Raw genomic sequence first — 14,273 nt, forward strand, 5'->3', positions numbered from 1 at the left:
CTGAACCGCTGATTAGGATCGATACCCAAATAATTGGAGTTGCATCGCGGCGGCAACCAAGCGCATCCCCGGGAGCGTACAAGTAGTACGTAACCGGGGGCAGCGCCGGAAGCCAACAAAGATGCAGCTTCAAGTATGCAGGGTATAGCGTGGCTCGGCGGCCTGGCACCACTGTTGATAGCGTTGGTAAAGCTGTTGGTAGCGAGCGACGTGTTGCGGGCTCGGTTGCAGGGTGCGTTCGATACCGCAGGCCATCTGGCGCTGGGCTTCGGGCACGCTGCCAAATTGACCGGCGGCCACGGCGGCGAAGATCGCTGCACCCAGCGCGCAGCACTGATCGGAAGCAACGATTTGCAGCGGCCGGTTCATGACGTCGGCGCAGACCTGCATGATCGCCGGTGATTTACGCGCAATGCCGCCCAGCGTCAGCACGTTATCGACAGGAATATCCTGCTGTTCAAAGCATTCCATAATCGCGCGGGCACCAAAGGCGGTGGCGGCGATAAATCCGCCGAACAGCGTCGGCGCATCGGTACCGAGATTCAGATCGGCGATCACGCCTTTCAGCCGCTGGTTGGCGTAGGGGGTGCGGCGGCCGTTAAACCAGTCCAGCACCACCGGCAGATGATCCAGTGACGGGTTTTCAGCCCAGGATGCGGTTAGCGCCGCCAGCAGGCCGGCTTCAATCTGTTGTAGCTGGGCTTGCAGTTCAGGCTGATTTTTCGCGGCTTCGCGCAGTGGCCAGCTCAGCAGGCGGCTGAACCAGGCGTACATATCGCCAAAGGCCGACTGGCCTGCTTCCATACCGATCATTCCTGGCACCACGCTGCCATCGACCTGGCCGCAGATCCCCTCGATGGCGCGTCCGTCCACCCGCTGACGATCGGCGATCAGAATGTCGCAGGTGGAGGTACCAATCACCTTCACCAGAGTGTAAGGCTGGGCACCGGCACCGACGGCACCCATATGGCAGTCGAAAGCGCCGCCGGACAGCACCACCGTGGCGGGGAGCCCGAGTCGTGTCGCCCATTCGGCGCTCAGGGTGCCTACCGGCAGGTCGGCGGTGTGGCAGTCCTCAAACAGCGGCCAGGGCAGATGTTCAACCAAGAGCGGATCGAGTGCGGCAAAAAACGCCTTCGGCGGCAGGCCACCCCAGTCCGGGTGCCACAGGGTTTTGTGGCCGACGCTACAGCGCCCGCGTTTTAACTGATGCGGCGCGCAGGTACCGGACAGCAGCGCCGGTACCCAATCGCAGAGTTCAACCCAGGAGGTGGCGGCCTGACGGACTTCGGCGTCCTGGCGCGTGACGTGCAGGATCTTGGCCCAGAACCACTCAGAGGAGTAAACGCCGCCGATATAGCGGGAATAGTCGGGGAATTCGCCGCTGCGGCACAACCGGTTGATGGCGTCTGCCTCTTCAATGGCGGTGTGATCCTTCCACAGCACAAACATGGCATTCGGGTTGTCGGCAAACTCCGGGCGCAGTGCCAGCACCTGGCCTTGCTCGTCGATCGGCGCCGGCGTGGAGCCGGTGGAGTCAACGCCGATGCCAATCACCTGTAGCCGCTGCTGCGGTGACATGCGTTGTACCAGACTGACGATCGCCTGTTCCATGGCTTCAATATAGTCGAGCGGATGGTGGCGGAAACGGTTCTCCGCCGCATTGCAGAATTCGCCGCGTTGCCAGCGGGGGTAATAGACCACTTCGGTATCCAGCTCAGTACCCTTATGGCAATCGACCGCCAATACCCGCACCGAGTCGCTACCGAAGTCCAGTCCCAGGGCAATAGCACCTGCCGTCATGATGTTGACTCCTGATGTGTTAATACGCTGTGACAACCATAGGAGCCGAAGCGCGGTGCAGGTGAGGAGCCGTTAGCTGGAAGTATGCACTTTTCTGCTTCCCGCAGTGGTTTTGTGACGGCTGTCATAAGTTATCGCTTGGCGGAATTCGCTAAATATATGCACATATCAGCTGTATTCCACGGATGTGATAGCGCTCTACATTTCAGTAACAAATACCCGCTAAAACTTATGCCGTCTTACCCCCGTTGTGGATGAATGCCGCGAGATAAGCGCCACACCGACAACGGATACCCTAATGATAACGTTTTCACCGCGAGCGGGTTTCGTCGCCACAGAGAACAAAATAGCGGAGAGCATCATGCATAAATTCACTAAGACGCTGGCGACACTGGGACTGGCGGCCGTTATGTCACATTCAGCTATCGCCGAGACCATGAAGCTGGGTTTTTTGGTCAAGCAACCGGAGGAACCCTGGTTTCAGACCGAATGGAAGTTTGCCGACAAGGCCGGTAAGGATCTCGGTTTTGAAGTGATTAAAATCGCCGTGCCGGACGGGGAGAAAACCCTTAATGCCATCGACAGCCTGGCAGCCAGCGGGGCCAAGGGTTTTGTTATCTGCACGCCGGATCCGAAACTCGGCTCGGCGATTGTCGCCAAGGCGCGCAGTTACAACCTGAAAGTGATCGCCGTGGATGATCAGTTTGTCACTGCCAAGGGCAAGCCTATGGACAGCGTGCCGTTAGTGATGATGGCCGCCACCAAAATCGGTGAACGTCAGGGCCAGGAGCTGTGGAAAGAACAGAACAAGCGTGGCTGGAAATTACCGGAAACCGCGGTGATGGCGATTACCGCCGATGAACTGGACACCGCCCGTCGCCGCACCGGTGGCTCGATTGCCGCGCTGAAAGCGGCCGGCTTCCCGGAAAAGCAGATTTATCGGGTACCGACCAAGTCTAACGATATCCCTGGGGCGTTTGACGCTGCCAACTCGATGCTGGTGCAGCATCCTGAAGTGAAAAACTGGCTGATTGTCGGCATGAACGACAACACCGTACTGGGTGGCGTACGCGCTACCGAAGGCCAGGGCTTCAAGGCACCGAACGTGATCGGCATCGGTATCAACGGGGTGGATGCCGTCAGCGAGCTTTCCAAAGCGCAGGCCACCGGTTTCTACGGGTCGCTGCTGCCAAGCCCGGATATCCATGGTTACAAGAGCATCCAGATGCTGCATGACTGGGTCGAAAAGGGCGTAGAACCGCAGAAATTTACCGAAGTGACCGACGTGGTGCTGATCACCCGCGACAACTTTAAGACCGAACTGCAGAAAAAAGGCCTGATGTAATTAGCGAGCCGCCCACAGCAGGTTGTCGGGCGGCATTTTTAACTGCTGGAGGAGTGCACTATGACCGCCGCACTGCCGTATTTGGCGTTTAAAGGCATCGGTAAAACCTTCCCGGGCGTGAAGGCGCTGGATGACATCAGCTTTAGCTGTCAGGCCGGGCAGATCCACGCCCTGATGGGGGAAAACGGTGCCGGGAAATCCACGCTGCTGAAAATTCTCAGCGGTAACTACGCGCCGACCCAGGGGGAAATTCAGTTACAGGGGCGATCGGTGCAGTTCGCCAACACCACCGATGCGTTGAATGCCGGGGTGGCGATTATCTATCAGGAACTGCATCTGGTGCCGGAAATGACGGTGGCGGAGAACATTTATCTTGGCCAACTGCCGATCAAACATGGGCTGGTGGATCGCAAACTGCTGCGCTACGAATCCCGATTACAGTTGGAACATCTTGGGCTGGATATTGATCCGGATACGCCGCTGAAATACCTGTCGATCGGTCAGTGGCAAATGGTGGAAATCGCCAAGGCGCTGGCGCGTAACGCCAAGGTGATCGCCTTTGACGAACCGACCAGTTCGCTGTCTGCCAGAGAGATTGAGCAATTGTTCCGGGTGATCCGTGAATTGCGCGCCGAAGGGCGGGTGATCCTGTATGTCTCGCACCGTATGGAGGAAATCTTTGCCCTCAGCGACGCCATCACCGTGTTTAAAGATGGTCGCTACGTGCGCACCTTTGACGATATGCAACAGGTGGATAACGCGCAGTTGGTGCAGGCGATGGTCGGGCGTGACCTGGGGGACGTGTATGGCTATCAACCGCGTGAGCTGGGGCCGGTACGTCTGGCGCTGGAAGGGCTGAAGGCGCCGGGGGTCAAAACGGCGATCGACCTGAGCGTGCGGGCCGGCGAAATCGTCGGACTGTTCGGCCTGGTCGGTGCCGGGCGCAGTGAGCTGATGAAGGGCATCTTTGGTGCCACCCGAATCAGTGCCGGTCAACTGGTGCTGGATGGACAAGCCATTGCCATTCGTTCACCGATTGACGCTATCCGCGCCGGTATCATGCTATGCCCGGAGGATCGCAAGGCGGACGGCATCATCCCGGTGCATTCGGTACGCGACAACATCAACATCAGCGCACGGCGTAACAGCATTCGTGCCGGTTGCCTGATCAACAACGGTTGGGAGGCCAGCAATGCCGAGCATCATATCCGTGCATTGAATATCAAAACGCCGAGTGCTGAGCAGTTAATTATGAATTTGTCCGGCGGCAACCAGCAGAAGGCCATTCTGGGTCGCTGGCTGTCGGAAGAGATGAAAGTGATCCTGTTGGATGAACCGACACGCGGCATTGACGTCGGTGCCAAGCATGAAATCTACCACGTGATTTACCAACTGGCGCAGCGGGGCATTGCCGTGCTGTTTGCCTCCAGTGACTTGCCCGAAGTGCTGGGATTGGCGGACCGCATCCTGGTGATGCGTGAAGGCGCACTGTCCGGCGAATTACATCATGACGAGGCCAGTGAGGAAAAAGCCCTCAGCCTGGCGATGCTGCGCACCCCTGATATAGCCCCTGATGCCGCTGCGGCGGTGGCCTGATGGTGAAGGAGAAAGAGATGTCGACCATAACGACCCATTCTGTGAAAAAACGCAGCGGCCTGGGGCTGGCGCGAATTTGGGACAGCTACGGCATGCTGGTGGTGTTCGCGGTGCTGTTTATCGCCTGCGTGCTGTTTGTGCCCAACTTTGGTTCTTTTATCAATATGAAAGGGCTGGGGCTGGCGATCTCCATGTCCGGCATGGTGGCCTGCGGCATGCTGTTTTGCCTGGCCTCCGGGGACTTTGATCTGTCGGTCGCCTCGGTGATTGCCTGCGCCGGGGTGACGACGGCGGTAGTGATCAACATGACCGAAAGCCTGTGGATCGGCGTGGCGGCCGGTCTGTTACTGGGCATGGTTTCCGGACTGATTAACGGCTTTGTTATCGCCCGGCTGAAAATCAACGCGCTGATCACCACCCTGGCCACCATGCAGATTTTCCGCGGGCTGGCCTACATTATCTCCGACGGTAAAGCGGTGGGGATTGAGGACGAACGCTTCTTCGCACTGGGTTACGCCAACTGGCTGGGGCTGCCGGCACCGATCTGGATCACCGTCGCCTGTCTGATCCTGTTCGGTTTCCTGCTCAATAAAACCACCTTTGGCCGCAATACGCTGGCGATTGGGGGTAACGAGGAGGCTTCGCGGCTGGCCGGGGTGCCGGTAGTGCGTACCAAAATCGTGATCTTTATGCTGTCCGGGCTGGTTTCCGCTGCCGCCGGCATCATTCTGGCTTCGCGCATGACCAGCGGCCAGCCGATGACCTCAATCGGCTATGAGCTGATCGTGATCTCCGCCTGCGTGCTGGGTGGGGTGTCATTGAAGGGCGGCATCGGCAAAATCTCCTACGTGATCGCCGGTATCCTGATCCTCGGCACGGTGGAAAACGCCATGAACCTGCTGAATATCTCGCCGTTCTCACAGTATGTGGTGCGCGGTGTGATCCTGCTGGCTGCGGTGATTTTCGACCGTTACAAACAGCAGGCTAAACGCAGCGTTTAAATTGCCAGCCCTGCTCACAGTTCTGTTATCGGCCCGGGCAGTAATCCGCCGGGCCGCTAAGCTAGGATTGATATCCAAGCTATAAGATTGCCGGGAGGACCGATGTATCATCGCATGGCACAGGAACCGCAACCGAACCCGCTGTTGCCGGGTTACACCTTTAACGCTTATCTGGTGGCGGGGCTGACGCCGATCATGGCGGATGGCCCGCTGGATTTCTTTATCGATCGCCCCGGCGGCATGAAGGGCTATATTCTCAACCTGACCATCAAGGGCCAGGGCAAGGTGTTTGACGGTGAAGATACCCTTTACTGCAATCCGGGCGATCTGCTGCTGTTTCCGCCCAAGGCGGCGCATTACTATGGCCGTTCACCGGACAGCGACTGTTGGTATCACCGTTGGGTGTATTTCCGTCCGCGCGCCTACTGGGCCGACTGGCTGGAATGGCACAGCAAAACCCATGAGGTGGGGCGGCTGACTCTGCCAAACAATAACCTGCTGCTGGAGTTTGACCGGCTGTTTGCCAATATCGAACAGACCCAGCGTTCCGGCCGCCGCTTTGCCGAAGAGTTGGGGATGAACCTGCTGGAACGACTGCTGCTGCGCGCGATGGAAGAAGATCCGCTCAGCCCGCAGAAAATCATGGATCCGCGGGTGATCGAAGCCTGCCAGTTCATTACCGGCAATCTGGCCGGCGAGTTGCGAATTGACGAGGTGGCACGCCATGTCTGCCTGTCGCCATCGCGGTTGGCGCATCTGTTCCGTGAGCAGGTGGGCATCAATATTTTGCGCTGGCGAGAAGATCAGCGGGTGATCCGCGCTAAGCTGCTGTTACAGACCACGCAGGAGTCGATCGCCACTATCGGCCGGGTGGTGGGTTATGACGATCAGCTCTACTTTTCCCGGGTGTTCCGCAAGCGGGTGGGCGTCAGCCCGAGTGATTTCCGGCGCCGCAGCCTGGAGATAAATTATCCCGCCAGAAATCAGCGCGATCAGCCTTATATGGCGGTCACCAATTAACATTAAATTTACTTCTTGTTCCTGCCTGCGTCATGGTGTCAAATCTGATGGGTCTATTGCGAGCCAGTAAGAGGAAACACCATGGCAGAAAAAATTCGGGTTGGGCTGGTCGGTTACGGCTATGCCAGCAAAACCTTTCATGCGCCGCTGATTGTCGGCACCCCAGGCGTAGAGCTGGCTGCCGTTTCCAGCAGTGATGCCGGTAAAGTGCACGCCGACTGGCCGTCGATGACGGTGGTCAGCGATCCGCAGGCGCTGTTTAACGACCCCTCTATCGATCTGATCGTCATTCCTACCCCTAACGATACCCACTTCCCGCTGGCACAACAGGCAATGGCCGCCGGTAAGCACGTGGTGGTGGATAAACCGTTTACCGTGACGTTGTCACAGGCTCAGGAGTTAAAACAACAGTCGGAGCAGAGCGGCAAGCTGTTGTCGGTATTCCACAACCGTCGCTGGGACAGTGATTTTCTGACGCTTAAGACGCTGCTGAAAGAAGGGGCGCTCGGCGAGGTGGTTTATTTCGAATCTCATTTCGATCGCTTCCGGCCAGAAGTGCGTCAGCGCTGGCGTGAGCTGGGCGGCGCAGGCAGCGGCATTTGGTACGATTTGGGACCGCACCTGATCGACCAGGCGCTGCAACTGTTCGGCAAGCCGGAAACGCTGTTTGTCGATCTGGGCGAACTGCGTCCGGGCGCGCAGTCGGTTGACTATTTCCACGCGGTGCTTAACTACGGCAAGCGCCGGGTGGTGCTGCATGGCACGGTGCTGGCGGCGGCGGAAACCGCGCGTTATATCGTGCATGGCACCCAGGGCAGCTTTATCAAGTTTGGTCTGGATCCGCAGGAAGACCGGCTGAAGGCAGGTGAGCGCCTGCCGCAGGCTGACTGGGGTTACGACATGCGCGACGCTGTGGTGACGTTGTCACGTGATGGCGTGCTGGCGGAAAAACCGCTGCTGAGTATTCCGGGCAATTATCCCGCTTATTACGCGGCAATCCGCGATGCGATTAACGGTGAGGGTGAAAACCCGGTGCCGGCCGCCGATGCTATCCAGGTGATGGAACTGATCGAGCTGGGCATTGAGTCTGCCAAACAGCAAAAGGCGCTGCCGGTAGCCTGACCGCCAGGCTGCTTATCCGGGTTCGGCTGACCGAACCCGCCATACTCCTCGAAGGATCCGGTTCCATGTCCTGGTTACAACGTCTGCGCATTGATAAATTTTTGCTGGTCTTGATTCTGGTGGTGATCGTCGCCTCGGTTTTCCCCTGTGAAGGGGGATGGAAAACCTTCTTTGATCGCCTGACCACTGCCGCCATCGCACTGTTGTTCTTTATGCATGGCGCCAAGTTGTCGCGTGAGGCGATTATCGCCGGGATGGGCCACTGGAAGCTGCATCTGGTGGTGTTTCTCAGCACCTTTGCCTTGTTCCCGCTGCTGGGGCTGGCGATGAATTTGATGGTGCCGGGGCTGATGACCCCGACGGTGTATATGGGCTTCCTTTACCTGTGTGCGCTGCCGGCGACGGTGCAGTCGGCCATTGCCTTCACTTCGGCGGCGGGCGGTAACGTGGCTGCGGCGGTCTGCAGCGCTTCGGCATCCAGCATCCTCGGCGTTTTCCTCTCGCCATTGCTGGTGGGTGCACTGATGCATACCCAGGGCGGTGATACTGACGTGTTGCACGCCATCGGTTCGATCATTTTGAAACTGATGGTGCCGTTTGTGGTGGGGCATCTGGCACGGCCGTTGATCGGTAAATGGGTCGATCGCCACCGCAAGCTGATTAATCTCACTGACCGGTCATCGATTCTGCTGGTGGTGTATACCGCCTTTAGCGCCGCGGTGGTTGAAGGCATTTGGCACAAGATTGACGGTTGGTCGCTGCTGACCATTCTGGTGATGTCCCTGGTGTTGCTGACGGTGGTGCTGATTATCAATACCTATGCTGCACGTTGGCTGGGATTCAATACTGCGGACGAGATCACCATTGTGTTCTGCGGTTCGAAAAAGAGCCTGGCGAACGGTATCCCGATGGCTAACGTGCTGTTCCCGGCGGCGGCGGTGGGTGCAATGGTGTTGCCGCTGATGATTTTCCATCAGGTGCAATTGATGGTGTGCGCCGTGCTGGCCCAGCGCTATGCGCGCAAAACCGCCAAACAGCGCGCAGAAGTGCTGACGGCAAAGTAAAAAATGGGCGCGGTATTATTGTTTCCAGTGAACTGAGTAACTCGTTATTAGGGAGAGCGTGCCGAAGGGGTCGTAGCTTTAGCTGCCGACCAATTTGCCGGGAGCAAATTGGAACGACTTTCAGTCGGCCCGGAGGGTGGGACACACGGATGTGTCCCATAATAGCCCCTCGGTGCGCTAGGCCCGGGTATCTCGGCCTTCAAGACAACGTTAATGGGCGCTAAATCGCGCCCATTATTCAATGCAATCAGCCGTGAACTTTATCGCGCAGAGCCTGTTTTTCCTGCTCGCTGAGGAACGCCATTTTCAGGCCGTTTTCCTGAGCGGTGCGGATCTCCGCCGGTGTCAGCCCGGCCTGTGGTGCAGCCACCCGGTATTCGTGTTCAATTTCGATACCCTGAACCGCCGGATCGTCGGTGTTGATCGACGCCATGACGCCGTGGCGCAGGAACTTCGCCAGCGGATGCTGTGCCAGAGAAGGTACGGTGCTGGTCTGAATGTTGGACGTCAGGCAGGACTCGATGCCAATGCCGTGCTCCGCCAGGAAGTCCATCAATGCCGGATCTTCAATCGCTTTCACCCCATGGCCGATACGCTCGGCGCCCAGTTCGCGGATTGCCTGCCAGATGCTTTCCGGACCGGCCGCTTCGCCTGCGTGTACGGTGATGCGTAACCCGGCGTCGCGGGCGCGGTTGAAGTGGTTGAGGAACAGGCCACCTGGGAAGCCCAGTTCGTCACCGGCCAGATCCAGCGCGGTGATGCCATCGCGGTGCGCCAGCAGGCCTTCCAGCTCTTGCAAACAGGCCGCTTCGCCGAAGGTGCGGCTCATGATGCCGATTAGGCGCACATCAATGCCAAAATCACGGGAGCCGGAACGAATGCCATCAATCACCGCTTCCACCACTCCAGCCACCGGCAACTGGTGCTTCATCGCCATGTAATACGGCGAGAAACGCAGTTCGGCATAGTGCAGACCGGCGTTGGCCGCATCCTCGACGTTTTCGTAGGCTACGCGGCGGCAGGCTTCCAGGTCGCCCAGCACGGCGACGCCCCAGTCCAGCTTTTGTAAAAAGCTGACCAGATCCGGTTCGGCATGGGTAATTTGCACGTGTGGACGCAGCGCTTCCAGTTCGTCGGCAGGCAGGGCAAGGTTAAACTGACGGCCCAGATCGAGAATGGTTTGCGCACGGATGTTGCCGTCGAGGTGACGGTGGATGTCGGTCAGCGGTAGGCGGGAGTCAATCATGATGTGCACTCGTTAGTTTGTTGTAGGTAAAGTGCAGATCAGTATAAAAACAAAATGATGAAAATTGCCATTTCGTTGCATAAAAAAGTGATGAAAATCACATTAATTGCGGGTGGTGCCGCATTTTCAGGCGAGTGCGGGAGAGAAATACCCCCGCGACCTGGCATGCAAACGGCGGCCAAACCTCATCAACCCACCCTCAGTTTAGTGATATTTTCATCGCCGTTATCGGCTACGCCGTGCAGTGCCAGCCAATCTGCAATCTTGCCGATCTCCAGCGGCAGTGCTTGATCAACGCGGATCACCGGACCAATGGCCATCGGCATGGCGCGTTCGGCCAGCGCCCGCAGCTCAGGCAAATACTCTGCGCCGGGATGGCCAGCAGAGCGCTGGCCAATGCGGGCAGCATAGCGATCGGTCGCCAGTTCAGCGGAGATCTGGTTCCACACCTCCAAAACCTGGACCACGCCCGCTTCGCGCAGATATTGACGCAACAGTTCTCTGGGCTGAAAGCCGAACCAGGCATCGATAACGTAGATACAGCGCGACGGAGCCTGCGCCACCGTCGACCAGACTGCCTGATAGGCGGCGCAGCCAAGCCGACGGTTAAGCTCACGATCCACGTTGTCCAATCGGGCCATAAAAGGCTCTTTGATGCCGTCGAGGCTCAGATAAGGCAAACCAAAGTGCTGCGCCAGCGCACGGGCGAGGGTGCTCTTGCCAGAAGCCGGAATGCCATTAACCAAAATAACGGTTTTACCATCGTTGTCAGTGAGCACAGTCATAGAATTTCTACCACCTCTTGCCACAGTTTGGCGGCGCGCAGCTTATCGAGCCGTTGTTTATTATCGAGCAACTCGACAATCGCCCGGATACCTTCTTCAATATGTCGGTTGCTGTCCGTCGCGCCGAACAGGATGACGATGTCAGCCTTTTCACTGTCCTGAAAGGTAATCGGCTGCTCCAGCAATACCATACTGAAGCAATTTTTGATCACGCCACACTCAGGCCGCGCATGGGGGATGGCAATACCCTCGTCAAACACATAATAAGCACCATGGGCCAGCGTATTGCTGATCACCGCCTGATAATAGGAGGGGTGAATATAGCCGTTCTCGACCAAAGGCTGCGCCGCCAGCTCAATCACTTTTTTCCAGTCCGTTTCCTGCACGCCGACCTGTATTGCGCCGGCCTCGATCAACAGTTGTTTAATGGTCATCATGTTCCCTCAAAGAGACTTCCTGATAATATTGCGCAGCTCGTCAATCTTGATAAAAACCGTATCGATATGTTGGCGATGGTTTTTATTTTTGGCATAAATCTTTAATGCCCGATTATAGGTCAGCATTAAGGTTTTATGTATTTCGCTATTGGTCGGCGTGGCCGCCAACTGCTGCTCCAATACGCTTATTTCGGCTGATATATCATTGGCTTCAGCATCATTTTGCACATCGGGAGCGGCCTTTTTATTTCGCTTCAATTTCATAAAATCAAGCATAGTATTCTCCAGCCCCGACGGGCGCCGGGGCACCAGGGTTGTAGGGTTATATTAAAAAGAAAACGGGGCAGTAATTATTTAAACAGGCCGATCTTTTCCGTTAATACCTGGGTGACGGCATTATTGGCGGGGATCAGGAATTTGCGCACGCTGTTATTCACCTTGCCCTTTTCAAATGTCTGCATGCAACGACCGACCCATTGCACGTTCATCTCGGTACCGACGTTGACCTTCTCAATGCCGCCGGCCACCGCGCGTCGCATATCCTCATCGCTGACCCCGGTACCGCCGTGCAGCACTAGCGGGGTTTGAGTGGCTTCGGTGATTTCCGCCAGGCGCTGGTGCTGAATATGTGCCTTGCCGGTGTACATGCCATGAACGGTACCGACCGAAACGGCCAGCATGTCGACTCCGGTTTCATCGACAAAGCGTTTGGCGTCTTCCACCGTGGTAAAGGTGATGTCTTCTTCCGCCACGGCCTTGCCGTCTTCCGAGCCACCGATGGCGCCCAATTCGGCCTCAACCGACACATTGCGCTGGCGTGCAATGTCGATCACCTTGCGGGTATTGGCGATGTTCTCGTCCATTTCCAGGTGTGAACCGTCATACATCACCGAACTGAAACCGGCGTCGATCGCGGTAACGATAGAGGCGATGTCTGCACAGTGATCCAGGTGCAGGCAGGTTGGCACCTGTTCGCTTTCTGCCAGTGAGCGCACCGAATCAACCAGCAGCTTGTAGCCCAGATACTCGGCGGTGCCGGTCGAAATCTGGATCATCAGCGGGCTGTGGGTGTCCTTGGCCGCTTTGAAGAAGGCCGGCAGCATTTCCAGGCAGTGGAGATTGAATGATCCTATGGCCTTGAAGTCACGCGCTTTGGCCACGGACAACAGCTCGTTGAAATTATAGAGTTTCATGGACTTTTTCCTCATGGTGTTTGGTTGATTTACCGTTAACAAACCACGCAATCAGCGTGACGAAGACGATGAACAGGGCGATGAACAGCCAGTTGCCCTGGAAGGCATGGCCCATCACCAGACCGCTACTGATGACGTCGGAGTCGCTGAAGGTCACGCCGACAAAGCCGTAGCTCTCCAGCATCGGCACCAGAATGGCCGGCAGGAAGGTGATAAACAGACCGTGGACCACGCCGCCGATCATGGCGCCGCGGCGGCCACCAAGCGCATTGCCGAAGATGCCTGCGGTACCGCCGGCGAAGAAGTTGGTCAACAGACCGGGCAGGATCATCGCCAGACCGAACATAGGGAAAACGATCATGCCGATGATGGAGCCGAGGGTGGTGGCCAGGAAACCGACGATCACTGCGTTAGGGGCGTACGGGAACAGCACCGGGCAGTCCAGCGCCGGTTTGGCGTCCGGCACGATGCGCATGGCGATACCGCGAAAGGCGGGGACCAGTTCGTTAAGCAGCAGGCGCACGCCGCTGTAGAGAATAAAGACTCCGGCGACAAACTGAATGGCCTGCATAAAGGAGTACATCAGGTAGTTCATACCGCCGGCATATTGGGCAATATATTGCGGACCGGCCGCCAGCGCGGGGATCAGATACATCGGGATCATCACCACCGCCATCGACAGGTAGGTATCCTGCAGGAACTTGAAGTTGTCGGGCAGCTCCAGATCTTCGGTTGAGCGGGAACCTTTACCAACCACCTTGGCGACTGCCGCCTGAACCAGATAGCCAATGGTGCAAAAGTGCCCCAGCGCCACCTCATCCGACCCGGTGATTTTGCGCACCACCGGTTGGGCCAATGCCGGCATTAACACTGCCATTACGCCGCCAAAGATGCCGCCGGTCAGGATCAGTGGCAGGCCGGTTAGGCCAGCCTTGTAGCCGATCACCGCCCCGATGGTGGCCATCCACAGCAACGCCTGGCCGGTCAGGAAGATGTACTTGAACGGGGTGATACGGGCAATGATGATATTCACCGCGAAAATCACCATCAGGGTCATCGCCACTTCCGAGCCCAGCTCACGGTTGGCCAGGCCGGCAATGGCGGCGACGTCGGTGATGTAGCCGGTCATGCCGAAGCCGTGAGTGAAAATGCTGTTCAGGTAGGTCAGGGCACCGACAATAATGTTGATGCCTGCCATCATGATCAGAAAGCCCAACAGGGTTTTAAAGGTGCCCTCGGCCACTTTCCCGGTGGATTTTTTCTGCAGTATTAGCCCCAGCATGGCGATAAAGGCGATCAGGATCGAAGCCTGACCGAGCAGGTCTTTGACAATAAAGTCAATCAGGCTATTCATGGTGGTTTTCCTTCATGTCGCGCTCTTTTAAAAAGGCCACAATCTTTTGCTCAATTTCCACTTTATCGGTGAGCCGGTGGAGAATAATTACCCGTTTCTTTTCCTCTTCGCTGGCATCGGCATTTAAAATATCGGCGAAGGTTTTTTGGGTGAGAATAATATCTGATTTAAAGGCGCTGGCCTCAGAGATAGTGGTGTGATCAATGTCTGCCTCAATCTCTAATTTTTTCAGCACCGCTCTTGCGCTCATTTCGATGGCAAAGCTGGAGCCGAGGCCACAGCCACATACGCACAGTATTTTAAGCAT

Annotated in this window: 14 protein-coding genes; 6 read left to right on the forward strand and 8 right to left on the reverse strand. The window is 57.1% G+C overall.

The features are described from left to right. Positions 1 to 129: 129 nt before the first annotated feature. Entirely contained in the window at positions 130 to 1,803 is a 1,674-nt protein-coding gene (locus NHG65_RS11910) for a ribulokinase (RefSeq protein ID WP_499183369.1), read from the reverse strand. A 361-nt stretch (positions 1,804 to 2,164) separates the two neighbouring features. Here NHG65_RS11910 and NHG65_RS11915 point away from each other — a divergent pair, with 361 nt between their 5' ends. The 6 genes from NHG65_RS11915 to NHG65_RS11940 all read left to right on the forward strand — a co-directional run bounded on the left by NHG65_RS11915 (position 2,165) and on the right by NHG65_RS11940 (position 8,951). Next, positions 2,165 to 3,148 carry an arabinose ABC transporter substrate-binding protein gene (locus tag NHG65_RS11915; RefSeq protein WP_085116628.1) on the forward strand — a complete coding sequence of 328 codons (984 nt, stop codon included), beginning with the start codon at positions 2,165 to 2,167 and terminating at the stop codon, positions 3,146 to 3,148. A gap of 60 nt (positions 3,149 to 3,208) precedes the next feature. Beyond that, positions 3,209 to 4,744 (forward strand): L-arabinose ABC transporter ATP-binding protein AraG, encoded by a 1,536-nt coding sequence (araG, locus tag NHG65_RS11920; RefSeq protein WP_499183370.1) that lies wholly within the window; start codon positions 3,209 to 3,211, stop codon positions 4,742 to 4,744. 17 nt (positions 4,745 to 4,761) lie between these two features. Continuing rightward, the gene (gene araH, locus NHG65_RS11925; RefSeq protein ID WP_112347485.1) at positions 4,762 to 5,745 is read left to right on the forward strand and encodes an L-arabinose ABC transporter permease AraH; all 984 of its coding nucleotides are present in this window, start codon (positions 4,762 to 4,764) and stop codon (positions 5,743 to 5,745) included. Positions 5,746 to 5,847: 102 nt separating this feature from the next. Next, entirely contained in the window at positions 5,848 to 6,765 is a 918-nt protein-coding gene (gene araC / locus NHG65_RS11930) for an arabinose operon transcriptional regulator AraC (protein WP_112347484.1), read from the forward strand. Positions 6,766 to 6,846: 81 nt separating this feature from the next. Further along, positions 6,847 to 7,887: an oxidoreductase gene (locus NHG65_RS11935; protein ID WP_499183371.1), complete on the forward strand. Its 1,041-nt coding sequence runs from the start codon at positions 6,847 to 6,849 to the stop codon at positions 7,885 to 7,887. A 65-nt stretch (positions 7,888 to 7,952) separates the two neighbouring features. Next, positions 7,953 to 8,951 (forward strand): bile acid:sodium symporter family protein, encoded by a 999-nt coding sequence (locus tag NHG65_RS11940; RefSeq protein ID WP_499183372.1) that lies wholly within the window; start codon positions 7,953 to 7,955, stop codon positions 8,949 to 8,951. Between the two features lie 247 nt (positions 8,952 to 9,198). Here the strand turns inward: NHG65_RS11940 and add are convergent, their stop codons facing one another. The 7 genes from add to NHG65_RS11975 form a co-directional block, all read right to left on the reverse strand. After that, on the reverse strand, positions 9,199 to 10,197 hold the full coding sequence (gene add, locus NHG65_RS11945) for an adenosine deaminase (protein ID WP_499183373.1): 999 nt from the start codon (positions 10,195 to 10,197) through the stop codon (positions 9,199 to 9,201). A gap of 188 nt (positions 10,198 to 10,385) precedes the next feature. Further along, positions 10,386 to 10,982: a P-loop nucleotide/nucleoside kinase family protein gene (locus tag NHG65_RS11950; protein ID WP_499183374.1), complete on the reverse strand. Its 597-nt coding sequence runs from the start codon at positions 10,980 to 10,982 to the stop codon at positions 10,386 to 10,388. Then, a complete protein-coding gene (locus NHG65_RS11955; RefSeq protein ID WP_099062076.1) occupies positions 10,979 to 11,416 on the reverse strand; it encodes a PTS sugar transporter subunit IIA in 438 nt (145 codons plus the stop codon). Before NHG65_RS11955 ends, NHG65_RS11950 begins: the two co-directional genes overlap by 4 nt. A gap of 9 nt (positions 11,417 to 11,425) precedes the next feature. Next, on the reverse strand, positions 11,426 to 11,695 hold the full coding sequence (locus NHG65_RS11960) for a hypothetical protein (protein WP_219016078.1): 270 nt from the start codon (positions 11,693 to 11,695) through the stop codon (positions 11,426 to 11,428). A 74-nt stretch (positions 11,696 to 11,769) separates the two neighbouring features. After that, a complete protein-coding gene (locus NHG65_RS11965; protein ID WP_499183375.1) occupies positions 11,770 to 12,612 on the reverse strand; it encodes a class II fructose-bisphosphate aldolase in 843 nt (280 codons plus the stop codon). Next, complete coding sequence (locus NHG65_RS11970) at positions 12,599 to 13,966, reverse strand: PTS sugar transporter subunit IIC (protein WP_085116638.1); 1,368 nt, start codon at positions 13,964 to 13,966, stop codon at positions 12,599 to 12,601. The genes NHG65_RS11965 and NHG65_RS11970 overlap by 14 nt, the downstream gene beginning before the upstream one ends. Then, complete coding sequence (locus NHG65_RS11975; RefSeq protein ID WP_085116639.1) at positions 13,959 to 14,273, reverse strand: PTS sugar transporter subunit IIB; 315 nt, start codon at positions 14,271 to 14,273, stop codon at positions 13,959 to 13,961. The genes NHG65_RS11970 and NHG65_RS11975 overlap by 8 nt, the downstream gene beginning before the upstream one ends.

This window comes from Serratia myotis, assembly GCF_027474885.1.
Classification (GTDB): domain Bacteria; phylum Pseudomonadota; class Gammaproteobacteria; order Enterobacterales; family Enterobacteriaceae; genus Serratia; species Serratia proteamaculans.